Consider the following 25711-nt stretch of genomic DNA (forward strand, 5'->3'; position numbering starts at 1 on the left):
GTCCCCATTATCCCGCCTGCGTTGCGGCCCCGTGAGGGCCGCTTTTCAGCTTTTTATTACTGCAGTGCCTGTACGCCCGCGACCAGCCAGCCACTGTTGCCGCTGACCGGCTTGGTCATGTTCCACACTTCGCGGAACGGGCCCGGGCCGGCCGAGGCGTCTTCGCGGATCATGCCGGAGAACTCCACGCTGGCCATGTAGGCGTCTGGCAGCTCCTCGATGCCGAGCAGCTTGGCGTCGAGCATCACGACTTCGGTCTTGTTGGAGGCACCACCGGTGTGGCTGGCGCGGTCGGCCAGCTGGGAACGGATTTCGTCGACCATGCCGTCGGTCATCATCGAACGCAGCGTCGACACGTCGGCGCGGTCCCACGCGTCCTGCAGGGTCACGAAGTTGCGCTTTGCAGCGCCGAGGAAGCCGTCGACGTCGAAGCCGGCGGGAATGCCCCACGACTGCGAACCGCCGAGTGCCGAGCCGATCATGCTGCCGCCTGCCGCTGCGCCAGCCGCCGAAAGGCTGCTGCCGTGCGGCGTGGCATCGAAGGCAGCGTTGTTGCGCTCCCAGGGGCGCGCCGATGCGTCGTTGCCCACGTTGTTGGGGCTGTACTGCGCCGGAGCGCTCGCGTTGCTCGGGCTGGCACCGGCGCCCTGGAAGGCGAAGCCGCCCTGGCGATTGGCAACGGGCTGCGAGCGCGACTTGATCATGCGCCACACCACCACGCCTGCCAGCACCAGCAGGCCGATCAGCAGGATGTTGGCGAAGCCGGCGCCGAGGCCCAGCGAATTGGCGAGCCATGCGAGGCCCAGGCCGGCGGCCAGGCCGCCGAGCATCGCGCCCCAGGGACGCTTCGGTGCAGCTGCCGCGGGCGCGGGCGTTGCGGGCTTGGCCGCTGCCGCGTTGGTCGCGTTCTGCTGCGCGGGTGCCGAAGGCGCTGCGGACTCGCGCTGCGTCACGTTGGACGACTGGCGACCCATCGACTTGCCGCCACCGATGCGCGCAGCCTCGGCCTGGACACTGACCAGGACCAGCGCGGCTGCCAGGAACAAAGAACCCAAACTCTTCATATCGTCGTCTCCTCTCGAGCGAAAGATCCGCTTTTCAACACTTGATTCCAACATGGAGGGCAGCGATTCCCCCAGTCATGTTGTGATAGTCCACATGTCCGAAACCGCCCTCTTTCATGAGGGTCTTGAGCTCCTCCTGCGAGGGGTGCATCCGGATGGATTCGGCGAGATAGCGATAGCTCGCATCGTCGCCAGCCACGAGCTTGCCGAGCCTCGGCAGCACGTTGAAGGAGTACCAGTCGTAGGCCTTCGCGAGCGGCTTCGCGACCTTCGAGAACTCGAGCACCAGCAGCTTGCCGCGCGGCTTGAGCACGCGGTTCATCTCCTTGAGCGCGGCGTCCTTGTGCGTCATGTTGCGCAGGCCGAAGGCCACGGTGACCACGTCGAAGTGGTTGTCGGGAAAGGGCAGCTTCTCCGCGTCGCAGACCATGGTGGGCAGCACCACGCCGGCGTCGAGCAGCCGGTCGCGGCCGGTGCGCAGCATGGCTTCGTTGATGTCGGTGTGGACCACCTGGCCGCTGGCGCCGACCTTCTTCGCGAAGGCCAGCGCGAGGTCGCCGGTGCCGCCCGCGATGTCGAGGACGCGCGAGCCTTCGCCCACGTTCGCGACCATGACGGTGTACGCCTTCCAGGCGCGGTGCAGGCCTGCCGACATCAGGTCGTTCATGATGTCGTAGCGCGATGCGACCGAATCGAAGACACCGCGAACGCGGCGGGCCTTCTCGCTTTCGTCGACCGTTTCGAAGCCGAAGTGTGTGGTACTCATGCGACCGATGTTAGGCCGGAAGCCTTCACATCAAGTCGACGACCCCGCGACCACGGCGGACATTTGTTGCTTTTTCAGCCCCGCCCTTTCTGGGCGTAGGGCTATCTTTTCAATAGCAGCGGCGGATTCTTTCGCTGCCTCGAAGGCCTCAGTGGCTGCCGCAGGCGTGGCCGCCCTTCTCGATCATCGGCGCGTCGCGGTCGACACCCGCTTCGGCCAGCCGGCGCTCATAGGCAGCCCACAGTTCGGCCTGCTTCTCGCCCAGTTCGTAGAGCAGGTCCCAGGAGTAGATGCCCGTGTTGTGGCCGTCGCTGAAGGTCGGCTGCACCGCGTAGTTGCCCACCGCCTCAAGCTCGACGAGCTCGACATCGCGCTTGCCCGTCTGCAGCACTTCCTGCCCGGGGCCATGGCCCTGCACCTCGGCCGAGGGCGAGTAGATGCGCATCAGCTCGAAGGGAATGCGGAAGGTCGCGCCATCCGAGAAGCCCACTTCGAGCACGCGCGACTGCCCGTGCACGGTGATCGACTGCGGCGTCGGTGCGCCCGGTTTCAAGCCTGCCATCAGAAGCTCCTGTTGCCCAATCGCTCGATCATCGCAGCCTCGACGGCAGGCAGGTGCGCGGCGATGTCCGCCTCCAGCGCCGCATCTCGCTCGCGCTGCACGGGCGCCCACACCGAGCCGGGGAAGTGGCTGTCGTTCGGGAAGCGCGCGATCACGTGCCAGTGCAGGTGCGCGACCATGTTGCCGAGCGCGGCGAGATTGATCTTCGCCGGCTTCAGATGCTCGCGCAGGCACTGCTCGACCACTGTCACCGCTTCCATGCACAGGGCACGGTCGGCCTCGTCGAGATCGGAGAACTCCGGCGCGTGCTCGCGCCACACCACGCGATAGAAGGCCGGGAAGCCCGCCTCCTCGGCATGGATCACGCGCAGCTTCGCGCCCTCGAACACGAGGCGCCCGCCCGGGCCCTCGCACAGCACGCAGCCCTGCACCTTCGACGTCACACCAGCACCCGCTCGATGCCGCCCTGATTGGCGGCTTCCACGTAGTTCGGCATCCAGTCTTCGCCGAGGATCTTGTTGGCCATCTCGACCACGATGTAGTCGGCTTCGAGCAGGCCGTTGTTCAGGTCGTTGCCGTAGCGCGAGAGGCCCTGCAGGCAGCTCGGGCAGCTGGTGAGGATCTTCACGTTCTCCTTCTCGCCGACCTTGCCGGCTTCGCGCAGCGCGGCTTCGCCCTTCTTCAGCTCCTGTTCCTTGCGGAAGCGGATCTGCGTGGAGATGTCGGGCCGCGACACGCCCAGCGTGCCCGACTCGCCGCAGCAGCGGTCGTTCTTGAGCACGTTGTCGCCCACCAGCGCCTTCACCGTCTTCATCGGGTCCTGCTGCTTCATCGGCGAGTGGCAGGGGTCGTGGTAGAGGTAGCCGCCGCCTGCCGCATCGGCGAGCGTGATGCCCTTTTCGAGCAGGTACTCGTGGATGTCGACGATGCGGCAGCCCGGGAAGATCTTGTCGAACTGGTAGCCCTGCAGCTGGTCGTAGCAGGTGCCGCAGCTCACCACCACCGTCTTGATGTCGAGGTAGTTGAGCGTGTTGGCCACACGGTGGAAGAGCACGCGGTTGTCCGTGATCATCTTCTCGGCCTTGTCGAACTGGCCGCTGCCGCGCTGCGGATAGCCGCAGCACAGGTAGCCCGGCGGCAGCACGGTCTGGACGCCCGCATGCCAGAGCATGGCCTGCGTGGCCAGACCGACCTGCGAGAACAGCCGCTCCGATCCGCAGCCCGGGAAGTAGAAGACAGCCTCGGTCTCGGAGGTGGTCGCCTTCGGGTTGCGGATGATCGGCACGTAGTCCGCATCCTCGATGTCGAGCAGCGCGCGCGCCGTCTTCTTCGGCAGGTTGCCCGGCATCTTCTTGTTGATGAAGTGGATCACCTGCTCCTTGACCGGGGCCGGCCCGAGCGACGCCGGCGGCGCCGAGGTCTGCTTCTTCGCGAGGCCGCGCAGCAGGTCGTTGGCCAGGCGCTGCGCCTTGAAGCCCACGCCCACCATGCCCGCGCGCACCGCCTTGATGGTCTGCGGATTGGTCGCGTTCAGGAAGAACATCGCGGCCGCGTTGCCGGGGCGGAAGCTCTTCTGGCCCATCTTGCGCAGCAGGTTGCGCATGTTCATCGACACGTCGCCGAAGTCGATCTTCACCGGGCAGGGCGTGAGGCACTTGTGGCAAACGGTGCAGTGGTCGGCCACGTCCTCGAACTCCTCCCAGTGCTTGATGCTCACGCCGCGCCGGGTCTGCTCTTCATAGAGGAAGGCCTCCACCAGCAGCGAGGTCGCGAGGATCTTGTTGCGCGGGCTGTACAGCAGGTTGGCGCGCGGCACGTGCGTGGCGCACACGGGCTTGCACTTGCCGCAGCGCAGGCAGTCCTTCACGCTGTTGGCGATGTCGCCGATGTCGCTCTGCTGCATGATGAGCGACTCGTGCCCCATGAGGCCAAAGCTCGGCGTGTAGGCGTTGGTCAGGTCGGCATGCAGCGTCTCGGGCTTGCCCGCGGGCGCGCGCAGCAGCTTGCCCTTGTTGAAGCGGCCTTCGGGGTCGACCTTGGCCTTGTACTCGGTGAAGGGGCGCAGCTCGTCGTCGCTCAGGAACTCCAGCTTGGTGATGCCGATGCCGTGCTCGCCCGAGATCACGCCGTCGAGGCTGCGCGCCAGCGCCATGATGCGCACCACCGCGGCATGCGCGGTCTGCAGCATGTCGTAGTTGTCGCTGTTGACGGGGATGTTGGTGTGCACGTTGCCGTCGCCCGCGTGCATGTGCAGCGCGACCCACACGCGGCCCTTGAGCACGCGCTTGTGGATGGCGGTGCACTCCGCCAGGATCGGCGCGAACTCCGCGCCCGTGAAGATGGCCTGCAGCGGCTGGCGCAGCTGGGTCTTCCAGCTCGCGCGCAGCGAGTGGTCCTGCAGCTGCGGGAAGAGCGCGTCGACGTCCTTCAGCCAGCCGGCCCACAGCGCGCGCGTTTCCTGCACCAGCGCCACCGCCTGCGCGACGCGGTCTTCCAGCAGCTCGGCCGCGGGAATCTCGTGCGCGTCGTCGGTCTTGCCCAGCGGCAGGTTGCCGCGCGTGAGGAAGGCTTCGAGCTCGTCGGTGAGCGCGAGCTTGTTCTGCAGCGACAGCTCGATGTTGATGCGTTCGATGCCGTCGCTGTACTCGGCCATGCGCGGCAGCGGGATCACCACGTCTTCGTTGATCTTGAAGGCGTTGGTGTGACGGCTGATGGCCGCCGTGCGCTTGCGGTCGAGCCAGAACTTCTTGCGCGCCTCGGGGCTGATGGCGATGAAGCCTTCGCCGCTGCGCGAGTTGGCAATGCGCACAACCTCGGAGGTGACGCGCGCCACCGCGTCGGCGTCGTCGCCCGCGATGTCGCCGAACAGCACCATCTTGGGCAGCCCGCCGTGCGTCTTCGACTTGGTGGCATAGCCCACGGCCTTGAGGTAGCGGTCGTCCAGATGTTCGAGGCCGGCCAGCAGCACGCCCGAGCGCTTCTGCTCGGCGAACATGAAGTCCTTGATCTCGACGATGCTGGGCACCGCATCCTTGGCGTTGCCGAAGAATTCCAGGCACACGGTGCGCGTGTGAGCCGGCATGCGGTGCACCACCCAGCGGCAGCTGGTGATGAGGCCGTCGCAGCCCTCCTTCTGGATGCCGGGCAGGCCCGAGAGGAACTTGTCGGTCACGTCCTTGCCCAGGCCCTCCTTGCGGAAGGTGCGGCCCGGGATCTCCAGGCGCTCGCTGCGCAGCTTGGTCCTGCCATCGGCGGCGTAGTACTGCAGCTCGAACACGGCGCTGTCGACGTCGTGGATCTTGCCCAGGTTGTGGCCGATGCGCGTGACCTCGAGCCACTCGGCCTGCGGCGTGACCATGCGCCACGAGGCGAGGTTGTCGAGCGCCGTGCCCCAGAGCACGGCTTTCTTGCCGCCCGCGTTCATGGCGACGTTGCCGCCCACGCACGAGGCCTCGGCCGAGGTCGGGTCGACCGCGAAGACGAAGCCCGCGCGCTCGGCCGCGTCGGCCACGCGCTGGGTGACCACGCCGGCTTCGGTCCAGATGGTGGGCACCGGGTCGGCCAGTCCGGGCAGCGCGACGTGCTCGACCTCGGTCATCGCCTCCAGCTTCTCGGTGTTGATGACGACGCTGTTCCAGGTCAGCGGAATGGCGCCGCCGGTGTAGCCGGTGCCGCCTCCGCGCGGGATGATGGTCAGGCCCAGCTCGATGCAGCCCTTCACCAGCAGCGCCATCTCGGCCTCGGTGTCGGGGCACAGCACCACGAAGGGGTACTCCACGCGCCAGTCGGTGGCGTCGGTGACGTGGGCGACGCGCGAAAGGCCGTCGAACTTGATGTTGTCCTTGGCGGTGAGCCGGCCCAGCACGCGCGTGGCCTTGCGGCGCAGGGCGGCGACATCGCGGAACTTGGTGTCGAAGGCAGCCACCGCATCGCCCACGAGGCCGGTGAGCTCGCCCACGAGCTGGTCGCGCGGCAGGTCGCTGTCGGGGGTGCGGCGCTTCTGCACCTCGGCCAGGCGGTGCCTGAGGGCATCGACCAGCTGGCCGCGGCGGCGCGGGTTGTCGAGCAGGTCGTCGACGAGGTAGGGGTTGCGCTGGACCACCCAGATGTCGCCCAGAACCTCGTAGAGCATGCGCGCCGATCGGCCGGTGCGGCGCTCGGCGCGCAGGGTCTGCAGCAGTTCCCAGCCGCGTTCGCCCAGCAGGCGAATCACGATCTCGCGATCGGAGAAGCTGGTGTAGTTGTACGGGATCTCGCGCAGTCGGACAGGCTCTGCGGCCTGTGCCAATAGCGTATTCAACGCGGTCGGAGCATTCATCGGGTGGGGCGCCTCGGCCGGGCGCTGCGCGCCCATAGCCGGGCTGAGGATTTTATTGCAGTGCCTGGGGTCTTGCCTCGTGACCGTGCTTGCGGCCTTGTGGTAGGCGCTGCTTCCGGGGGAATCACCTCCCCCCGGGAGGCCGGGTCAGAACAGCACGCGGCTGCGGATCGTCCCGCCCACCTTAGCCAGCTTCTCCAGCGCCAGGTCGGAAGAGGCCGCGTCGATGTCCATCACCACGTAGCCGATCTTCTCGTTGGTCTGCAGGAACTGCGAGGAGATGTTGATGTGGTTGTCCGAGAAGATCTTGTTGATCTCCGACAGCACGCCCGGCACGTTGCGGTGCACGTGCAGCAGCCGGTGCTTGCCCGGGTGCGCCGGCAGCGCCACCTCGGGGAAGTTGACCGACGAGGTGGAGGTGCCGTTGTCGCTGTACTTGACCAGCTTTTCCGCCACTTCCAGGCCGATGTTGGCCTGCGCCTCCATGGTCGAGCCGCCGATGTGGGGCGTGAGGATCACGTTGTCCAGGCCGCGCAGGGGCGACTGGAACTCGTCCTTGTTGCTGCGCGGCTCCACCGGGAACACGTCGATGGCGGCGCCCAGCAGCTTGCGCGCCTTCAGCGCCTCGGCCAGCGGATCGATCTCGACCACCGTGCCGCGCGAGGCGTTGATGAGGATCGCGCCGGGCTTCATCGCGGCGATCTCGGCCGCGCCGATCATCCACTGGGTGGCCTGGGTCTCGGGCACGTGCAGCGTGACGATGTCGCTCTGGGCCAGAAGCTGGTGCAGGTCGCGCACCTGGCGCGCATTGCCCAGCGGCAGCTTGGTGACCACGTCGTAGAAGGCCACGTGCATGCCCAGCGCCTCGGCCAGCACCGACAGCTGCGCGCCGATCGAGCCGTAGCCCACGATGCCCAGCGTCTTGCCGCGGATCTCGTAGGCGTTCTCGGCCGACTTGAGCCAGCCCCCGCGGTGCGCCACGGCGCTCTTCTCGGGCACGCCGCGCAGCAGCAGGATGGCTTCGGCCAGCACCAGTTCGGCCACCGAGCGGGTGTTGGAGTACGGTGCGTTGAACACCGCCACGCCATGCTCGCGGGCGGCCTCGAGGTCGACCTGGTTGGTGCCGATGCAGAAGCAGCCTGCCGCCACCAGCTTGTGCGCCGCGGCGAACACCTCGGCGGTGAGCTGGGTGCGCGAGCGGATGCCCAGGAAGTGCACGTCGGCGATCTTCTCTTTCAGCTCGGCATCGGGCAGCGCGCCCGGCAGCGACTCGACGTTGGTGTAGCCGGCGGCGCGCAGCACCTCCACGGCCGAGGGGTGGATGCCTTCGAGCAAGAGGAACTTGATCCTGCTTTTGTCGAGGGAGGTTTTGCTGCTCATGGAGGTCTCTTGGAAGCCCCGGCCACGGCGACAGGCTAGGCCGAAAAAAGGGAGGGCGATGCTAGCATGGTGCGGCGCAGCAAGAGGGGCCTCGCCCCCTGCCGGGCCTGCTGCGAACAGGGCCAAATCCGGCCGAAAAGGCAAGGGAAGGCCGAAGGGTCCAAAGGGGTTTCCCCGATTGGAGGAAACCCGTGCTCCGTGCGCCAATGTGACGCGGCTGTGTCATCCACATGCCCTAGCATCCGCGCTTTCCATTTTTCCCTTCAGGAGTCTTCATGCGATTCAAGACGCTCGCGCTGGCATCGGCGTTGGCCGCCACCACGCTGTTCAACGTGGCGCAGGCCCAGACCGAGATCCAGTGGTGGCATTCCATGACCGCCGTCAACAACGAGTGGGTCAACGACCTGGCCAGGCAGTTCAACGAGAGCCAGAAGGAATACAAGGTCGTCCCCACCTTCAAGGGCACCTACGACGAATCGATGACGGCCTCCATCGCGGCCTTCCGTGCCGGCAACGCCCCGCACATCCTGCAGGTGTTCGAAGTGGGCACCGCCACCATGATGGCCAGCAAGGGTGCCATCGTGCCGGTGGGCCAGGTCATGAAGGACGCGGGCGAGAAGTTCGACCCGGCCGCCTACATCCCCGCCGTGGCCGGCTACTACACCGCTCCCAACGGCCAGATGCTGAGCTTCCCGTTCAACAGCTCGACCACCATCTTCTATTTCAACAAGGACGCCTTCAAGGCCGCCGGCCTGCCCACCGACAAGGCTCCCGCCACCTGGCCCGAGGTGGTCGCCGCCGCCGCCAAGCTCAAGGCCAGCGGCCACAAGTGCCCGTTCACCACGGCCTGGCAGAACTGGACGCAGGTCGAGAGCTTCTCGGCCTGGCACAACGTCGAGTTCGCGAGCAAGGCCAACGGCCTGCAGGGCCTGGACGCGCGCCTGAAGGTCAATTCGCCGCTGCACCAGCGCCACATCGAGAACCTGGCCAGCATGGCCAAGCAGGGCCTCTTCATCTACAAGGGGCGCGGCAACGTGCCCGAGGCCTCGTTCGTGTCGGGCGAGTGCGCCATGATCAACACGTCCTCGGGCTTCTACGGCAACGTGGCGAAGAACGCCAAGTTCGCCTACGGCCTGGCTCCCCTGCCCTACTACCCGGACGTGCCCGGCGCGCCCCAGAACACCGTGATCGGCGGCGCCAGCCTGTGGGTCATGTCGGGCAAGAAACCGGCCGAGTACAAGGGCGTGGCCAAGTTCTTCAGCTTCATCTCGACGCCTGAAGTGCAGTCCGCCAGCCACAAGCGCACCGGCTACCTGCCCGTGACCATGGCCTCGTACAAGCTCACCGAGGACTCGGGCTTCTACAAGCAGAACCCCGGTACCGACGTGGCCGTGACGCAGATGATCCGCAAGGTCACCGACAAGAGCCGCGGCATCCGCCTGGGCAACTACGTGCAGATCCGCGCCATCGAGGACGAAGAGCTCGAACAGGTCTGGAACGGCAAGAAAACCGCCAAGGAAGCCCTCGACGCCATCGTGACCCGCGGCAACGAGCAGCTGGAACGCTTCCAGAAGGCCAACAAGAGCTGACGCCCAGCCGCCGGGCAGCCTTCGTGTCCGGCTAATATCGCCCGCCCCCGTCCGCTCTTGCGCAAGAGCGGGCGCGGCGGGATTTTTTACTTAGAGGGTTCATGGAAAAACGCGTCTTCTTTCGCTCGGGCTGGCTGCCCTGGCTGCTGCTGGCACCGCAGATGGCGGTGATATTCGTGTTTTTCTTCTGGCCGGCCGCACAGGCCCTGCTGCAGTCGCTGCAGCAGCAGGATGCCTTCGGCACCTCGGTCGATTTCGTCGGGCTGCAGAACTTCAGGGAACTCTTCGAGGACCCGGCCTACGCCGAGTCGTTCAAGACCACCGCCATCTTCTCGGTGCTGGTGGCCAGCATCGGCTTGACGCTGTCGCTGACGCTGGCCGTGTTCGCCGACCGCATCGTGCGCGGCGGCATGTTCTACAAGACCATGCTGATCCTGCCGTATGCCGTGGCGCCCGCCGTGGCCGCCGTGCTGTGGGTCTTCATGTTCTCCCCCTCGCTGGGCGTGGTGGCCTATGCGCTGGGCAAGATCGGCATCGACTGGAACCACCTGCTCAACTCGAAGCACGCGATGACGCTGATCGTGATGGCCGCCGTGTGGAAGCAGATTTCCTACAACTTCCTGTTCTTCCTGGCGGGGCTGCAGTCCATCCCGAAGTCGCTGATCGAGGCGGCCGCCATCGACGGCGCGCGCCCGTGGCGCCGCTTCTGGACGGTGCAGTTCCCGCTGCTGTCGCCCACCACCTTCTTCCTGCTGGTGATGAACGTGGTCTACGCGTTCTTCGACACCTTCGCCATCGTGCACGCCGCCACCGAGGGCGGCCCGGGCAAGGACACGGAAATCCTCGTCTACAAGGTCTATCACGACGGCTTCAAGGCCCTGGACCTCGGCGGCTCGGCCGCGCAGTCGGTGGTGCTCATGGTGATCGTGATCGCGCTGACCATCGTGCAATTCCGCTACGTCGAAAAGAAGGTGCAGTACTGACATGGTTGAAAGAAGAAGCACCCAGGGCATCCTGGCCCACGTGGTGATGATCCTCGGCGTCCTGATCGTCGCCTTCCCCATCTACCTCGCCTTCGTGGCGTCCACGCATACCGCGCAGGAAATCGTGCAGCGGCCGATGCCGCTGCTGCCGGGCTCGCACATGCTGGAGAGCTACAAGGGCGCGCTCTTCGGCCGCGCGAGCAGCGCCGGCTCCAACGCGCCGGTGGCCCACATGATGTGGGTGAGCCTGGTGACGGCGCTGGTCATCGCCGTCGGCAAGATCGCCATTTCGCTGCTGTCGGCCTTCGCCATCGTCTACTTCCGCTTCCCGTTCAAGAAGATCTGCTTCTGGGCGATCTTCGTCACGCTGATGCTGCCGGTGGAAGTGCGCATCCTGCCCACCTACAAGGTGCTGTCGGACCTGAGCATGCTCAACAGCTACGCGGGCCTGACGGTGCCGCTGATCGCATCGGCCACTGCCACCTTCCTGTTCCGGCAGTTCTTCCTGACGGTGCCCGAGGAACTCACCGAGGCCTCCCGCATGGACGGCGCGAGCCCGATGCGCTTCTTCTTCGACGTGCTGCTGCCGCTGTCGAAGACCAGCATCGCGGCGCTCTTCGTGATCCAGTTCATCTACGGCTGGAACCAGTACCTCTGGCCGCTGCTGGCGGTCACCAACGAGGACATGTACCCGATCGTGGTCGGCATCAAGCGGCTGATCGCCGGCGGCGACGGCCAGAACGAATGGAACGTGGTGATGGCGACCGCCATCCTCGCGATGCTGCCGCCGGCGCTGGTGGTGGTCCTCATGCAGAAGTGGTTCGTCAAAGGCCTCGTGGACACTGAAAAATAAGTTATGGCTTCCCTCTCCCTACGCAACGTCATCAAGCGCTACGGCCACGGGCCCAAGGCGAACCAGGTCATCCACGGCGTGAGCGCCGAGATCGCCGACCACGAGTTCATCGTCATCGTCGGTCCCTCGGGCTGCGGCAAGTCCACGCTGCTGCGCATGGTGGCCGGCCTGGAGGAAATCTCCGCCGGCGAGATCGCCATCGGCAACAAAGTCGTGAACCAGCTCGAACCCGCCGAGCGCGACATCGCCATGGTGTTCCAGAACTACGCGCTGTACCCGCACATGAGCGTGTTCGCGAACATGGCCTACGGCCTGAAGATCGCGAAGGTGCCGCCGGCCGAGATCAAGGTGCGCGTCGACAAGGCCGCGAAAATCCTCGAACTGGGCCACCTGCTGGAGCGCAAGCCGCGAGAGCTCTCCGGCGGCCAGCGCCAGCGCGTGGCCATGGGCCGCGCCATCGTGCGCCAGCCGCAGGTGTTTCTGTTCGACGAGCCGCTGTCGAACCTCGACGCCAAGCTGCGCGCCCAGACCCGCCTCGAAATCCAGAAGCTGCACCGCGAGCTCGGCATCACCTCGCTGTTCGTCACGCACGACCAGGTCGAGGCCATGACGCTGGCCCAGCGCATCATCGTGATGAACGGCGGCGTGATGGACCAGTTCGCCACCCCCGAGGAGGTGTACTCGCGCCCCGCCACCACCTTCGTCGCGAGCTTCATCGGCTCGCCGCCGATGAACCTGCTGAAGCACGCGCCGGGCGTGCGCCCGGGCCAGATCCTGGGCATCCGCCCCGAGCACCTGAAGCTCGACGAGAGCGGCTGGTCGGTGCAGGTCGAGCAGGTCGAACTGCTGGGCGCCGAGCGGCTGGTGTACGGCCGCATCGGCGACGAGCAGATCATCATGCGCACCGACGAGGCCGACCATCCGCCGGTCGCGGGCGACACGGTGAAGATCGCGGCGCGCGAAGAAAAGCTGCACTGGTTCGACGCCGGCTCCGGCAAACGCGCGGACTGATCGATGGCCGAGCTGAATCCCTGGCCCTACCCCCGCTGGGTCGCCCACCGCGGCGCCGGCAAGCTCGCTCCCGAGAACACGCTGGCCGCGTTCCGCCTCGGCGCCTCGCACGGCTATCGCATGTTCGAGTGCGACGCCAAACTCAGCGCCGATGGCGTGGTGTTCCTGATACACGACGCCACGCTCGACCGCACCACCAGCGGCCACGGCACCGGCGGCGCGCAGCCCTGGAGCGCGCTGGCGCAGCTCGACGCGGGTGGCTGGCATTCGCGCGCCTACGCGGGCGAGCCGCTGCCCACGCTGGAGAACCTGGCGCGCTTCTGCCTGGCCAACGGCCATCTGCTCAACATCGAGATCAAGCCCACGCCCGGCACCGAGCGCGAGACGGGCGAAGTGGTCGCCCGCGAGGCCGCCCGCCTCTGGAAGGGAGCCGCCGTGCCGCCGCTGCTCACCTCCTTCCAGGTCGAATCGCTCAAGGGCGCCCAGACGGTGCAGCCCGGGCTGCCGCGCGGCCTGCTGCTCGACAAGCTCTGGGATGGCTGGCTCGAGGCAGCCAGGCAGCTCGGCTGTGTCGCCATCGTCTGCAACCACGCGCTGTGGGACGCCACCGTGGTGGCGCTGGTGCACGAGGCGGGCATGCGCGCGCTGAGCTACACGGTGAACGACGACTGGGCCGCCCAGCGGCTGATCGAGCTCGGCACCGACGGCATCATCACCGACAGGGTCGATCTCTTTCCTCCAGCCGCCTGACGCGGAGATTCTTACCAGTCCTTACGAAATGGCGGCTTCTATGATGCGGCCATGAGTTGGACCCAACGCTTCGCGAGCTTCTGCCTCGCGGCCCTGTTCATCTGCGGCGGTGCGCAGGCGCAACCGGACGCCGGCAACGGAAACAACGCCAACAGCGCCGCCGCGGCCGCCGCAGCCCCTGCCCCCACGATCGCCGAGCTGCGCGCGCAGTTCACCAAGCTCAGCAACGCCGCCGAGACGGACGACGACGCGCGCAAGCTGCTCGCCCAGATCAACGACATCGGCGTGCAGGCCGACAAGTTCGTCGCCGCGCGCACCGGCGATCTGGCCGATCTGAACGCCAAGCTCGGCGAGCTCGGCAATCCGCCCGCCGCCGGCACCACCGAAGACCCCGACATCACCCGCCAGCGTGCGAGCCTGACGAAGGAGCGCAACGCACTGGATGCCGACATCCGCCTCGCGCGCCTGCTGTCGGTCGACGTGCGGCAGCGCGGCACCGAGCTGGTCACGCAGCGGCGGGCGCTGTTCGAGGCGCAGCTCACCGAGCGCGCGGCGTCGCCGCTGACCACCGAGTTTTGGAGCGACCTGCGCGAAGCCTGGCCCGACGACCTGGTGCGCCTGAAGGCGATGGTCTCCTCGGTGAACGACGGCCTGGTGGCCGCCACCCAGCCGGAGACCCGCCTTCCGGTGATCGCCGCGCTGGTGGGCGCGCTGCTGCTCACGCTGTTCGGCATCTGGGGCGCCGAGGTGCTGCTCGCCTGGCTGGCGGCGCGCTACCTGCCGGCGGGGCGGCTGCGGCGCTCGGTGCTGGTGATCGGCATCGTCGCCAGCCACGTGCTGCTGGTGGCGGTGGCGGCGCACGGCTTCGTCGAGGTGCTGAAGGAGTTCGCCACCTGGGAACCGCAGGCGCGCAAGGTGCTGCAGTCGGCCGCGCAGCTGCTGGTGTTCATGGCCTTCGTGATCGGGCTGGGCCGCGGGCTGCTGGCCACGCGCCGGCCCTCGTGGCGGCTGCCGCCCATTCCCGACGAGATGGCCAGCCGGCTCGCGCCCCTGCCCTGGATGGTGGCGCTGGTGGCGGTGCTGGCCTGGACGCCGGCCGAGGTCAACGCGCTCATCGACGCCAGCTTCGCCGCCGTGGTGGCCACGCACGTGCTCACCGCGCTGGTGCTGACGGCGCTGGTCGCCTCGGTGCTCTACCTCGTGAAGCCGCTGCGCGCCGACGCGGCCGAAGCCGGCCTGCCCGAGCGGCCGATGTGGGTCGGCCTGCTGGTGGCGCTGATCGGCATGCTGATGATCGCGATCTGGGTGCTGGTGGCGCTGGGCTACGTGGCGCTCGCGAGCTTCCTGGCCTCGCAGCTGGCCTGGAGCGGCATCGTCGCGGCCGCCTTCTACGTGCTCTTCAAGTTCGCGGACGACGTGTTCATGGCCACGGTGTCGTCTCGCGCCAGCTTCGGCCAGCGGCTGCAGAAGAGCTTCAACCTCGCGCCGCAGACGCTGGACCAGGCCGCCACGGTGCTCTCGGCGCTCAGCCGGGTGGCGCTCTTCTTCTACATGCTGGTGGCGCTGGCCGCGCCGCTGGGCACGGGGCCGGGCGAGGTGTTCCAGCGCAGCGGCAAGTTCGGCACCGGCGTGAAGGTGGGCGAGTTCCAGCTGGTGCCGGGCGCGATCCTCAGCGCGGTCGCGGTGGCCTTGGTGGGCTTCGTGGTGCTGCGCATCTTCAAGCGCTGGCTCGCGCGCAGCTACCTGCCCAACACCAAGTTCGAGCCGGGCATGCAGAGCTCGATCACCACGCTGCTGGGCTACGTGGGCGGCATCCTGGTGATCGCCTTCTCGCTGTCGGCGCTGGGCATCGGCATCGAGCGCATCGCGTGGGTGGCCAGCGCGCTGTCGGTGGGCATCGGCTTCGGCCTGCAGGCCATCGTGCAGAACTTCATCTCGGGGCTGATCCTGCTGGCCGAGCAGCCGGTGAAGGTGGGCGACTGGGTGGTGCTGGGCACGGCCGAGGGCGACGTGCGGCGCATCAACGTGCGCGCCACCGAGATCCAGCTGGGCGACCGCTCGACGCTGATCGTGCCGAACTCGGAGTTCATCACGAAGACCGTGCGCAACATGACGCTGGCCAACGCCGAGGGCCGGGTGCTGATCCGCCTGCCGATGCCGCTGACCACCGACGCGCAGCGCGTGCGCGAGCTGATCCTCGCGGCCTGCAAGGCGCACGAGGGCGTGCTGGAGACGCCCGCGCCTTCGCTCACGCTGGAGGGCATCGAGAACGGGCTCCTGATCTTCCAGGCCATCGCCTACGTGGCAAGCCCGCGGCTGGCGGGCGGCGTGCGCAGCGACCTGCTGTTCACCATCCTCGACGAACTGAAGAAGGCCTCTTTGCCGCTGGCGGTGCCGACGATGGTGATGACGGCGCCGCCGCCGGCGCCTGGCGGGGCGGGTTGAAAGCGGGATCGGGAGCGGACAGCCGAACGCAGAAGTCGCGAAGGTTTCGCAGAGGTCGCAGAAGAAAACTTTTTTGGTTCTCCTTCTGCGTTCGGCTGTCCGCCCCCGCCTCCTTCACTCCAGCGGCAGCGCCGTCGTGAACTTGATCTCGTTGAGGCAAACGCTGGAGCGCACCGCCGACACGCCGGGCATGTGCATCAGCGTGTGCATCAGGAACTGAGAGAGCGACTCGAGGTCGTGCGCGACGACCTTGAGCACGTAGTCGAAGTCGCCCGTCACCGAGTAGCACTCCAGGATCTGCTTCATGTCCGCGATCAGGTCCTGGAACTTGGGCAGCTCGTCGACATGGCCGCGCGCCATGGTCACGTGGATGAAGGCGGTCACGCCCAGCCCGATGTGGCGCGCGTTCAGCCGCGCCGCGTAGCCGTGGATCAGCCCCAGCTCCTCCAGCCGCCGGTGGCGCCGCAGGCACTGGGCGGGCGAGAGATTGGCCGCCTCCGCCAGTTCCAGGTTGGTGGCCCGGCCGTGGGCCTGCAGGTGCTCGAGAATCTTCCGGTCGATCCGGTCGAGTGCGATGTCATGCAATTTCTTCTCCCAATGCACCAGATCGATGCAATTTTATGGCGCAAAGCGGGGTAAGCCCGAGGCTTTCATGCACCTTAATTGTGCAAAGTACGATCTAGACTCCGTGGCGCCCGGACCGCACGACGCGATGTCCAGCCGTTGAATCCCTCGCCGTCGGCACCCGCCGGCGGCTTCAGACGCATCCCAATCCCCACCCGGAGACCCTTTCCCGTGAAAAACGCTTTGCTTCGCACCCCCTTCAGCGCAATGGCCCTGGCCCTCGGCATGCTGGCCGCCGCGCCTTCGTTCGCGGCCGACACCAAGTCGGTGGCCGTGACCGCCATCGTCGAGCACCCGGCGCTGGACGCGGTGCGCGACGGCGTGAAGGCCGAGCTGAAGGCTTCGGGCTACGAGGAAGGCAAGAACCTCAAGTTCACCTACCAGAGCGCGCAGGGCAACGTGGGCACCGCCGCCCAGATCGCCCGCAAGTACGTGGGCGACCAGCCCGATGCGATCGTCGCCATCGCCACGCCGTCGGCGCAGGCCATGGTGGCGGCCACCAAGAGCATTCCGGTGGTGTACTCGGCGGTCACCGACCCGGTGGCGGCCAAGCTGGTGAAGAGCTGGGAACCCACGGGCACCAACGTAACGGGCGTGTCCGACCTGTCGCCGCTGGAAAAGCACATCGCCCTCATCAAGCAGGTGGTGCCCGCCGCCAAGCGCATCGGCGTGATCTACAGCCCCGGCGAAGCCAACTCGGTGGCCATCGTCGACTCGCTCAAGAAGGCCGCCTCGGCCGCCGGCATGACCGTGGTCGAAGCCGCCGCCGCCCGCACGGTGGACGTGCCGACCGCCGCGCAGAGCCTGGTCGGCAAGGCCGACGTGATCTACACGCCCACCGACAACAACGTGGTCTCGGCCTTCGAGGGCATCGTGAAGGTGGCGCAACAGGGCAAGCTGCCGGTGGTGGCGGCCGACACCGCCACCGTCGAGCGCGGCGCCGTGGCCGCACTGGGCCTGAACTACACCGACATCGGCCGCCAGACCGGCAAGGTCGTGGTGCGCATCCTCAAGGGCGAGAAGCCCGGCGCCATCGCCTCGCAGACCAGCGCCAACTTCGAGCTGGTGGTGAACCCCGGCGCGGCCAAGCTGCAGGGCGTGACGCTGTCCGACGAGCTGCTGAAGACCGCCAAGGTCGTGAGCACGAAGTAAGAAGAAGCCGCCGGCTTTCCGCTTTTCCCCATGTCGCTCATCGCTTCGCTGGGCGCCATCGAGATCGGCCTGATATTCGGGCTGGTCGCGCTGGGCGTCTTCCTGTCGTTTCGCATCATCAACTTCCCCGACCTCACGGTGGACGGCAGCTTCCCGCTGGGCGCCGCCGTGGCCGCGACGCTGATCGTCGCAGGCTGGAACCCGGTCGCCGCCACCGCGGTGGCCTGCGTGGCCGGCGCGGCCTCGGGCTGGGTCACGGCCTGGCTCAACGTGAAGCTGAAGATCATGCAGCTGCTCGCGAGCATCCTGGTGATGATCGCGCTGTACTCCATCAACCTGCGCGTGATGGGCAAGCCCAACGTGGCGCTCATCACGGAACCCACGGTGTTCAGCATGGCCAGCTTCGGCGGCATGCCCGAGCAGTGGGCCAAGCCGCTCTTGCTTCTGCTGATCGTGATCGTCGCGAAGATCGTGGTCGACATGTTCTTCGCCTCCGAGGCCGGCCTGGCGATGCGCGCCACCGGCGGCAACGCGCGCATGGCGCGAGCCCAGGGCATCTCGACCGACTTCCACACCATGGCGGGCCTGGCGCTGTCGAACGCGCTGGTGGCGCTGGCCGGCGCGCTGTTCGCGCAGAGCCAGGGCACGGCCGACATCTCGATGGGCGTGGGCACGATCGTGATCGGCCTGGCGGCGGTGATCATCGGCGAGACGCTGATTCCGGCGCGCAGCATGGTCATCACGACTCTGGCCTGCATCATCGGCGCGCTGCTCTACCGCTTCTTCATCGCGATGGCGCTGAACACCGACTTCATGGGCCTGCAGGCGCAGGACCTGAACCTGGTGACCGCCGTGCTGGTGGCCTTCGCGCTGCTGGTGCCCGCCTACAAGCGCAGGCTGGGTGGCCTGTTCAAGGGGAAGAACTGATGCTGCGCGCCCAACAACTCGAAATGACCTTCAACCCGGGCACGCCGATCGAGAACCGCGTGCTGCGCGGCCTGAGCCTGGAGATTCCCACCGGCCAGTTCGTCACCGTGATCGGCTCGAACGGCGCGGGCAAGTCGACCTTTTTGAACGCGGTGAGCGGCGACCTGATCGTCGACAAGGGCCGCATCGAGATCGATGGCAAGGACGTGACACGCATGAACGCCTGGCAGCGCTCGGGCATGGTGGCGCGCGTGTTCCAGGACCCGATGGCCGGCACCTGCGAGGCGCTGACCATCGAGGAGAACATGGCGCTGGCCTGGAAGCGCGGCGAGCGCCGGGTCTTCGGCTTCGCGCTCAACCGCAACCTGCGCGAGATGTTCCGCGAGAAGCTGTCGATCCTGAAGCTCGGGCTGGAGAACCGTCTGGCCGACCGCATCGGCCTGCTCTCGGGCGGGCAGCGGCAGGCGGTGAGCCTGCTGATGGCGTCGCTCAAGCCCTCGCGCATCCTGCTGCTCGACGAGCACACGGCCGCGCTCGACCCCAAGACTGCTGCCTTCGTGCTGGAGCTGACCGCGAAGATCGTCGAGGCCGGCCAGCTCACCGCGATGATGGTGACGCACAGCATGCGCCAGGCGCTGGACTACGGCTCGCGCACGGTGATGCTGCACGAGGGCCAGGTGATCCTCGACGTGGCCGGACCGCAGCGCTCGGGCCTCGACGTGCCCGACCTGCTGCGCATGTTCGAGCAGACCCGCGGCGAGAAGCTGGACGACGACAAGCTGCTGCTGGCCTGATGGCGCCCGACAACGTCATCGTGCGCGGCATGCGCGCCGACGACCTCGACGCGGTGCTGGCGATCCAGCTTGCCTGCTACGGCGCTGGCTTCGTGGAAGACGGCGCGCTCATCGCCAGGCGGCTCGCCGCCGCGCCGCACACGGGCTGGGTGGTGGAACATGAAGGCGGCGTGCGGGCCTATCTGGCGGGCTATCCGTCGGTGGCCGGCAAGCTGACGCCGCTGCACGGCGAGTTCGAGGTGGCGGCGCAGGCCGATTCGCTCTACCTGCACGACCTGGCGGTGCATCCGGACGCGTCGGGCCTGGGGCTGGGACCCCGGTTGGTGCGCCATGCCTGGGCCCATGCGCTGCATGCCGGCTGGCGGCATTCGACGCTGGTGTCGGTGCAATCGTCGGTGGGGTTCTGGGAGCGCCAAGGTTATGCAGCCACGCTGCCTCATGGCCCGCAGCAGCAGGCCCGGCTTGCCACCTACCCGGGCGAGTCGGTCTACATGATCCGGCGGCTGCCTGGCTGAGCGGGGGGAAATTTCAGCGGCGCCAGCCGCGCATCGCCAGCCACTGGACCGTGCCGCAGACCACGACCAGCGCGGCGTAGGTCGCCATCGCCCCATCGCGCCCGAACACCACCAGCCCGGCAACCAGCACCCCGACGCCGGCCGCGAAGGTCAGCGCGAACTGCAGCCACCAGCGCGGGACGCCGGCGCGCCCGCCGCCCAGGAAGCGCCCGGCAAAGGCCAGCACCAGCGCCAGGAAAGCCGCGGGTGCTACGAAATTAAGCAGGTGGTTCAGGAGGGCCGGCAGGTCCATCGGAGAAGGTTGCGCACGGGCTGGAACATGTGTCCAGGGTTATGGCTGTCATAGGGAAAGCCATTTGTCCCTCGTCAAGCCCCGTGGGGCTGCTGATTTTATAATCACGGGCATGTCAGTCTGGGCCCTCGGCTTGAACCACACGACCGCGCCGCTCGATCTGCGCGGTCGTTTCGCGTTCGCGCTCGACCAGATCGCCCCCACGCTGCAGAGCCTGCGCAGTTCCTTCGCCTCCGGCCGCCATCCCCAGGTCGAGGCCGCGATCATCTCCACCTGCAACCGCACCGAGATCTACTGCGCCTCGGAGCACGCCGCGCTCGACCACACCTTCGGCTGGCTCGCCCAGAGCGGCGGCGTGGCCCCCGCCCTGCTGCGCTCGCACGCCTACACCCTGCACGACGGCGAAGCCGCCCGCCACGCCTTCCGCGTGGCCAGCGGGCTCGATTCGATGGTGCTGGGCGAAGCCCAGATCCTCGGCCAGATGAAGGACGCCGTGCGCGCCGCCGAGACGGCCGGCGCCCTCGGCAGCACGCTCAACCAGCTGTTCCAGCGCTCCTTCGCGGTGGCCAAGGAAGTGCGCACCGCCACCGAGATCGGCGCCCACTCCATCAGCATGGCCGCCGCCGCGGTGCGGCTGGCCGGCCAGCTCTTCGAGGACCTGCGCAAGACGCGCGTGCTCTTCGTCGGCGCGGGCGAGATGATCGACCTCGCGGCCACGCACTTCGCGGCCAAGGAGCCGAAGGCCATCGCCATCGCCAACCGCACGCTGGAGCGCGGCGAGAAGCTGGCCTCGCGCTTCGGCGGCGAGGCGATGCGCCTGGCCGACCTGCCCTCGCGGCTGGCCGAGTTCGACATCATCGTGAGCTGCACCGCCAGCACGCTGCCGATCATCGGCCTGGGCGCCGTCGAGCGCGCGCTCAAGGCGCGCAAGCACCGCCCGATGTTCATGGTCGACCTGGCCGTGCCGCGCGACATCGAGCCCGAGGTGAAGGCGCTGGAAGACATCTATCTCTACACCGTCGACGACCTTGCACAGGTGGTGCAGCAGGGCCAGGCCAACCGCCAGGCCGCCGTGGCGCAGGCCGAGGTGATCATCGACGCCGGCGTGCAGAGCTTCATGCACTGGCTGGGCCAGCGCGGCACGGTGCCGCTGATCCAGCAGCTCAATGCGCAGGCCGACGAGTGGCGCGCCGCCGAGATGGCGCGTGCGCGCAAGCTGCTGGCCAAGGGCGAATCGGTGGAGGCCGTGCTCGAGGCCATGTCTCGCGGCCTCACGCAGAAGATGATGCACGGCGCGATGGCCGAGCTGCACGCGGGCGATGCCGCCTCGCGCGAGCAGACGGCGCAGACGATCTCGCGCCTGTTCCTGCGCAAAGAGCGTTAGCGACGCTCATCGGCGGCCCGGCCTGCATGGCTGCGGCTTTCATGCGCCCTGCCTTCGCACGGCAGCACATCCCCATTTTTTCGAGCCTCCTTCCTCCGTGAAATCCTTTCTCCGCCACCAACTCGAACGCTACGCCCAGCGCCTGGGCGAGCTCGACTTCCTGCTCTCGCGCGAAGACATCATGAGCGACATGGCCCAGTACCGCACCATCTCGCGCGAGCACGCCGAGGTGACGCAGGTCGCGGGCCGCTACGAGCGCTACAGGCAACGCGAGGCTGACATCGCCGGCGCGAAGGAGATGCTGGACGACCCCGACATGGCCGAGATGGCGAAGGAAGAAATCGCCAGCGGCGAGGCCGAGCTGGTGCAACTGGAGGACGAGCTGCAGCGCCTGCTGCTGCCCAAGGACCCCGACGACGCGCGCAATGCCTTCCTCGAAATCCGTGCGGGCACGGGCGGCGACGAATCGGCCCTCTTCGCGGGCGACCTGCTGCGCATGTACACGCGCTACTGCGACCGCGCCGGCTGGCGCTGCGAGATCGTCAGCGAGAGCGAGAGCGAGCTCGGCGGCTACAAGGAAGTGGTGGTGCGCATCGTGGGCGACGACGTGTTCGGCCACCTGCGCTTCGAATCGGGCGGCCACCGCGTTCAGCGCGTGCCGGCCACCGAGACGCAGGGCCGCATCCACACCAGCGCCTGCACGGTCGCCGTGCTGGCCGAGCCCGACGAGACGGTCGCGGTGCAGATCAACCCGGCCGACCTGCGCATCGACACCTACCGCGCGAGCGGCGCTGGCGGGCAGCACATCAACAAGACCGACTCGGCCGTGCGCATCACGCACATCCCGACCGGCATCGTGGCGGAGTGCCAGGACGACCGCAGCCAGCACCGCAACAAGGCGAAGGCGCTGCAGGTGCTGTCGGCGCGCATCCAGGAGAAGGAGCGCAGCGAGCGCGCCGCCAAGGACGCCGCCACGCGCAAGGGCCTGATCGGCAGCGGCGACCGCTCGGACCGCATCCGCACCTACAACTTCCCGCAGGGCCGGCTCACCGACCATCGCATCAACCTCACGCTCTACAAGCTGCTTGCCATCATGGAAGGCGACCTGGGTGACGTGCTGGGCGCGCTGCGCGCCGCGCGCGAGGCCGAGCAGCTGGCCGAGCTGGAATCGAGCCTGCCGGCATGAGCGCCGTCGAGAACCCGAAGCCGGCCACCGTGGCGCAGGCGCTGGCCGCGTCCATCGCGCTGGGCGTCGACCGGCTCGACGCCCAGCTGCTGCTGCTGCATGCGCTGGGCCGTGCGCCGCACGACCGTGCCTGGCTGCTGGCGCACGACACCGACGCCATGCCCGATGCGGCGTGGTCCGCGCTGGCCGCGCAGCTCTCGCGCCGCCGGGCCGGAGAGCCTGTCGCCTACCTGCTGGGCGAAAAAGAATTTCACGGACTCAGCCTGCAGGTCGATGCCCGCGTGCTGGTGCCCCGCCCCGACACGGAAACGCTGGTCGAATGGGCGCTGGAGTGCCTCGAAGGCCAGGCCGCGCCTCGTGTGCTCGATCTCGGCACCGGCAGTGGAGCGATCGCGCTGGCGCTGCAGCATGCCCGGCCCGACGCGCAGGTCGATGCGGTCGATGCCAGCGCCGATGCGCTGGCCGTCGCCCAGGCCAACGCCTCGCGGCTGGGCCTGCCCGTGCGCTTCGCCCAGGCCGACTGGCTGGACGGCGCCGGCGCCGGCTACACGGTCATCGCCAGCAATCCGCCGTACATCGCCGCCGGCGACCCGCACCTGCCCGCCCTGCGCCACGAGCCCTCTTCGGCGCTGGTTTCGGGCACGGACGGCCTCGACGACATCCGCCGCATCGTGCAGGACGCCCCCGCCCACCTCGCCGAGGGCGGCTGGCTGCTGCTCGAACACGGCCACGACCAGGCCCCGGCCGTGCGCGAACTGCTTGCGGCGCGCGGTTTCGCCGAAGTGCAAAGCCGCGACGACCTCGCCGGCATCCAGCGCTGCTCCGGCGGAATCTGGCGCACGGTGAAATAATCCCCTCAGCCTATTTTTCAGGAGTCCCCATGTCCGACGCCCAGCAACGCATCGACGATCTCGTCAAGACCAACGACCTCGTGCTCTTCATGAAGGGCAACGCCAGCTTTCCGATGTGCGGCTTCTCGGGCCGCGCGATCCAGATCCTGAAGGCGGTCGGCGTCGACACCAGGACGCTCAAGACCGTCAACGTCCTCGACGACGACAGCATCCGCCAGGGCATCAAGGAGTACAGCAACTGGCCCACGATCCCGCAGCTGTACGTGAAGGGCGAGTTCATCGGCGGCTCGGACATCATGATGGAGATGTACGAGTCGGGCGAGCTGCAGCAGGTGGTGAACGGGGCCGCAGCCTCCTGAGCCCCCGGGGAACGGTCATGAGCCACGATCACGCGGACCACGGCCATTCCCACGATGACGGCGGCAACGATGCCGCGCCGGCCTGGAAGCACGACGGCGTGCGCGTGATCTCGGCCGACCGGCTCGACGCCAACACCGCCCAGACGCCCGGCATGAACCGGGCAGCGGCCATCAACTTCGCCCGCGTGGGCGCGCAGAAGCTCTGGGCCGGCACGGTGACCATCCACGCCGACGCCAGGACCGGCGCCCACCATCACGGGCATCTCGAATCGGTGATCTACGTCGTGCGCGGCCGGGCCCGCATGCGGTGGGGCGAGAAGCTGGAATTCACGGCCGAGGCCGGGCCGGGCGACTTCATCTACGTGCCGCCGTACGTGCCGCACCAGGAAATCAACGCCAGCGCGACCGAGACGCTCGAATGCGTGCTGTGCCGCAGCGACGGCGAAGCGGTGGCGGTGAACCTCGACATCGAGCCCGTGGAGAAGCCCGAATCGGTGCTGTGGGTCGACCCGACCCACCCTCACGGCGGCGTCTGAGCGATTTCCGGTGCCGAGTCATGGCACCATGTCGGCCGTCTTCGACGTGCCACCATGACCCTCACCCAAAGCCTGCTCATCATCGCGCTGCTGATTGCGCTGAGCGCCTTCTTCTCCCTCGCCGAAATCACCCTGGCCGCATCGCGCCGGCTGCGTCTGCGCCAGATGGCCGACGAGGGCGACCCCCGGGCCGAGAAGGTATTGCGGGTGCAGGAGCAGCCGGGCCACTACTTCACGGTGGTGCAGATCGGGCTCAACGCGGTGGCCATCCTCGGCGGCGTGGTGGGCGAAGGCTCGCTGAGCCCGTACTTCGCGGTCCTCTTCGAGAAGTGGCTCAGCCCCGAGGCTTCGGCCAGCGCGGCGTTCCTGTGCTCCTTCGTGATCATCATCGCGGTGTTCCTGGTGTTCGCCGACCTGTTCCCCAAGCGGCTGGGCATGAGCAACCCCGAGCGGCTGGCGGTGCGCATGGTCGGGCCGATGCTGCTGCTGATCACCACCTTCAAGCCGCTGGTGTGGTTCTTCACGCGCTGCACCGACCTGCTGTTCAAGCTGCTGGGCATGCCGATGGCACGCGACGACAAGATCACCTCGGCCGACATCCTCGCGATGACCGAGGCCGGCGCGCAGGCGGGCGTGCTCGCGGCGCGCGAGCAGCAGGTGATCGCCAACGTGTTCGAGCTCGACACGCGCCTGGTCAGCAGCGTGATGACCGTGCGCGACAACATCACCTGGTTCCTGCACGACGACCCCGAGACAGTGCTGCGCGCGCGCATCATCGCCGAGCCCTTCTCGGCGTACCCGGTGTGCGACGGCGACATCGACCACGTGCTGGGCTACGTGGACGCCAAGGACATGTTCCAGCGCGTGCTCAGCGGCCAGCCGCTGGCTTTCGACCAGGGGCTGCCGCTGCACAAGGCGCTGGTCATTCCCGACCGGCTCTCGCTCACCGAGGTGCTGGAGCAGTTCCAGCAGGCGCACGAGGACTTCGCGATCATCGTCAACGAATACAGCCTGGTGGTGGGCGTGATCACGCTCAACGACGTGATGAGCACGGTGATGGGCGACCTGGTGTCCACGCCCGACGAGGAGCAGATCGTGCAGCGCGACGAGAACTCGTGGCTGATCGATGGCGTGACGCCCATCCAGGACGTGCAGCGCGCGCTGCAGATCGACGAGATGCCGCATGCCGAGGAGTACGAGACGCTGGCCGGCTTCCTGATGGTGATGCTGCGCCGGGTTCCGAAGCGCACGGACAACGTGAGCTGGGGCGGCTACACCTTCGAGGTGATGGACGTCGACAGCTACCGCATCGACCAGGTGATGGTCACCAAGGGCTCGGGCACCGCGAAGGCACCTGCGAACTGAGCAGA

The 25711-nt window shown here is 67.7% G+C and carries 24 protein-coding genes; 16 read left to right on the forward strand and 8 right to left on the reverse strand.

Going from position 1 to position 25711, the window contains the following annotated elements; translation table 11 throughout:
- Positions 1-56: 56 nt before the first annotated feature.
- The 6 genes from ABL844_RS25685 to serA form a co-directional block, all read right to left on the reverse strand.
- Positions 57-1064 (reverse strand): Tim44 domain-containing protein, encoded by a 1008-nt coding sequence (locus ABL844_RS25685; protein ID WP_126024704.1) that lies wholly within the window; start codon positions 1062-1064, stop codon positions 57-59.
- Between the two features lie 34 nt (positions 1065-1098).
- Positions 1099-1830: a bifunctional demethylmenaquinone methyltransferase/2-methoxy-6-polyprenyl-1,4-benzoquinol methylase UbiE gene (ubiE, locus tag ABL844_RS25690; protein ID WP_126024703.1), complete on the reverse strand. Its 732-nt coding sequence runs from the start codon at positions 1828-1830 to the stop codon at positions 1099-1101.
- Between the two features lie 148 nt (positions 1831-1978).
- Positions 1979-2392 (reverse strand): gamma-butyrobetaine hydroxylase-like domain-containing protein, encoded by a 414-nt coding sequence (locus ABL844_RS25695; RefSeq protein ID WP_184642552.1) that lies wholly within the window; start codon positions 2390-2392, stop codon positions 1979-1981.
- Positions 2392-2835, reverse strand: coding sequence for an HIT family protein (locus ABL844_RS25700; protein WP_418129488.1), 444 nt, complete (start codon positions 2833-2835; stop codon positions 2392-2394). Before ABL844_RS25700 ends, ABL844_RS25695 begins: the two co-directional genes overlap by 1 nt.
- Complete coding sequence (locus ABL844_RS25705) at positions 2832-6710, reverse strand: DUF3683 domain-containing protein (protein WP_418129489.1); 3879 nt, start codon at positions 6708-6710, stop codon at positions 2832-2834. Before ABL844_RS25705 ends, ABL844_RS25700 begins: the two co-directional genes overlap by 4 nt.
- 147 nt (positions 6711-6857) lie before the next feature.
- Positions 6858-8090 (reverse strand): phosphoglycerate dehydrogenase, encoded by a 1233-nt coding sequence (serA, locus tag ABL844_RS25710; protein WP_126024699.1) that lies wholly within the window; start codon positions 8088-8090, stop codon positions 6858-6860.
- Between the two features lie 275 nt (positions 8091-8365).
- Here serA and ugpB point away from each other — a divergent pair, with 275 nt between their 5' ends.
- The 6 genes from ugpB to ABL844_RS25740 all read left to right on the forward strand — a co-directional run bounded on the left by ugpB (position 8366) and on the right by ABL844_RS25740 (position 15721).
- Positions 8366-9679: a sn-glycerol-3-phosphate ABC transporter substrate-binding protein UgpB gene (ugpB, locus tag ABL844_RS25715; RefSeq protein ID WP_126024698.1), complete on the forward strand. Its 1314-nt coding sequence runs from the start codon at positions 8366-8368 to the stop codon at positions 9677-9679.
- Between the two features lie 101 nt (positions 9680-9780).
- Positions 9781-10662: a sn-glycerol-3-phosphate ABC transporter permease UgpA gene (gene ugpA / locus ABL844_RS25720; RefSeq protein ID WP_126024697.1), complete on the forward strand. Its 882-nt coding sequence runs from the start codon at positions 9781-9783 to the stop codon at positions 10660-10662.
- A 1-nt stretch (position 10663) separates the two neighbouring features.
- Complete coding sequence (ugpE, locus tag ABL844_RS25725) at positions 10664-11515, forward strand: sn-glycerol-3-phosphate ABC transporter permease UgpE (protein WP_019656566.1); 852 nt, start codon at positions 10664-10666, stop codon at positions 11513-11515.
- 3 nt (positions 11516-11518) lie between these two features.
- Complete coding sequence (gene ugpC / locus ABL844_RS25730) at positions 11519-12526, forward strand: sn-glycerol-3-phosphate ABC transporter ATP-binding protein UgpC (protein WP_418129490.1); 1008 nt, start codon at positions 11519-11521, stop codon at positions 12524-12526.
- A gap of 3 nt (positions 12527-12529) precedes the next feature.
- The gene (gene ugpQ, locus ABL844_RS25735) at positions 12530-13276 is read left to right on the forward strand and encodes a glycerophosphodiester phosphodiesterase (RefSeq protein ID WP_418129491.1); all 747 of its coding nucleotides are present in this window, start codon (positions 12530-12532) and stop codon (positions 13274-13276) included.
- A gap of 51 nt (positions 13277-13327) precedes the next feature.
- A complete protein-coding gene (locus ABL844_RS25740) occupies positions 13328-15721 on the forward strand; it encodes a DUF3772 domain-containing protein (RefSeq protein ID WP_418129492.1) in 2394 nt (797 codons plus the stop codon).
- A gap of 114 nt (positions 15722-15835) precedes the next feature.
- On the opposite strand, the gene ABL844_RS25745 is transcribed toward ABL844_RS25740, so the two are convergent.
- A complete protein-coding gene (locus ABL844_RS25745; protein WP_126024693.1) occupies positions 15836-16306 on the reverse strand; it encodes an Lrp/AsnC family transcriptional regulator in 471 nt (156 codons plus the stop codon).
- A gap of 246 nt (positions 16307-16552) precedes the next feature.
- On the opposite strand from ABL844_RS25745, the gene ABL844_RS25750 reads away from it, so the two are divergent.
- Genes ABL844_RS25750 through ABL844_RS25765 form a run of 4 tightly spaced genes read left to right on the forward strand, consistent with a single transcriptional unit; the run spans position 16553 to position 19733 of the window.
- The gene (locus ABL844_RS25750) at positions 16553-17497 is read left to right on the forward strand and encodes an ABC transporter substrate-binding protein (RefSeq protein ID WP_418122400.1); all 945 of its coding nucleotides are present in this window, start codon (positions 16553-16555) and stop codon (positions 17495-17497) included.
- A 30-nt stretch (positions 17498-17527) separates the two neighbouring features.
- The gene (locus tag ABL844_RS25755; RefSeq protein WP_184642558.1) at positions 17528-18424 is read left to right on the forward strand and encodes an ABC transporter permease; all 897 of its coding nucleotides are present in this window, start codon (positions 17528-17530) and stop codon (positions 18422-18424) included.
- A complete protein-coding gene (locus ABL844_RS25760) occupies positions 18424-19218 on the forward strand; it encodes an ABC transporter ATP-binding protein (protein ID WP_418129493.1) in 795 nt (264 codons plus the stop codon). Before ABL844_RS25755 ends, ABL844_RS25760 begins: the two co-directional genes overlap by 1 nt.
- Positions 19218-19733: a GNAT family N-acetyltransferase gene (locus ABL844_RS25765; protein WP_418129494.1), complete on the forward strand. Its 516-nt coding sequence runs from the start codon at positions 19218-19220 to the stop codon at positions 19731-19733. Before ABL844_RS25760 ends, ABL844_RS25765 begins: the two co-directional genes overlap by 1 nt.
- Before the next feature lie 13 nt (positions 19734-19746).
- Here ABL844_RS25765 and ABL844_RS25770 read toward each other — a convergent pair whose 3' ends face one another.
- On the reverse strand, positions 19747-20025 hold the full coding sequence (locus tag ABL844_RS25770) for a hypothetical protein (protein WP_126024690.1): 279 nt from the start codon (positions 20023-20025) through the stop codon (positions 19747-19749).
- Positions 20026-20137: 112 nt separating this feature from the next.
- On the opposite strand from ABL844_RS25770, the gene hemA reads away from it, so the two are divergent.
- From hemA to ABL844_RS25800, 6 genes are all read left to right on the forward strand, one after another.
- A complete protein-coding gene (gene hemA, locus ABL844_RS25775) occupies positions 20138-21409 on the forward strand; it encodes a glutamyl-tRNA reductase (protein WP_093302366.1) in 1272 nt (423 codons plus the stop codon).
- 97 nt (positions 21410-21506) lie between these two features.
- On the forward strand, positions 21507-22595 hold the full coding sequence (gene prfA, locus ABL844_RS25780; RefSeq protein WP_418129495.1) for a peptide chain release factor 1: 1089 nt from the start codon (positions 21507-21509) through the stop codon (positions 22593-22595).
- Positions 22592-23446 carry a peptide chain release factor N(5)-glutamine methyltransferase gene (gene prmC / locus ABL844_RS25785; RefSeq protein WP_418129496.1) on the forward strand — a complete coding sequence of 285 codons (855 nt, stop codon included), beginning with the start codon at positions 22592-22594 and terminating at the stop codon, positions 23444-23446. The genes prfA and prmC overlap by 4 nt, the downstream gene beginning before the upstream one ends.
- A gap of 29 nt (positions 23447-23475) precedes the next feature.
- Complete coding sequence (grxD, locus tag ABL844_RS25790) at positions 23476-23805, forward strand: Grx4 family monothiol glutaredoxin (protein ID WP_126024687.1); 330 nt, start codon at positions 23476-23478, stop codon at positions 23803-23805.
- A gap of 17 nt (positions 23806-23822) precedes the next feature.
- A complete protein-coding gene (locus tag ABL844_RS25795; RefSeq protein ID WP_418129497.1) occupies positions 23823-24341 on the forward strand; it encodes a cupin domain-containing protein in 519 nt (172 codons plus the stop codon).
- 54 nt (positions 24342-24395) lie between these two features.
- Positions 24396-25706: a hemolysin family protein gene (locus ABL844_RS25800; protein ID WP_126024685.1), complete on the forward strand. Its 1311-nt coding sequence runs from the start codon at positions 24396-24398 to the stop codon at positions 25704-25706.
- Positions 25707-25711 lie beyond the last annotated feature (5 nt).

Source organism: Variovorax sp. 278MFTsu5.1, assembly GCF_048305045.1.
Taxonomy (GTDB): domain Bacteria; phylum Pseudomonadota; class Gammaproteobacteria; order Burkholderiales; family Burkholderiaceae_C; genus Variovorax; species Variovorax guangxiensis.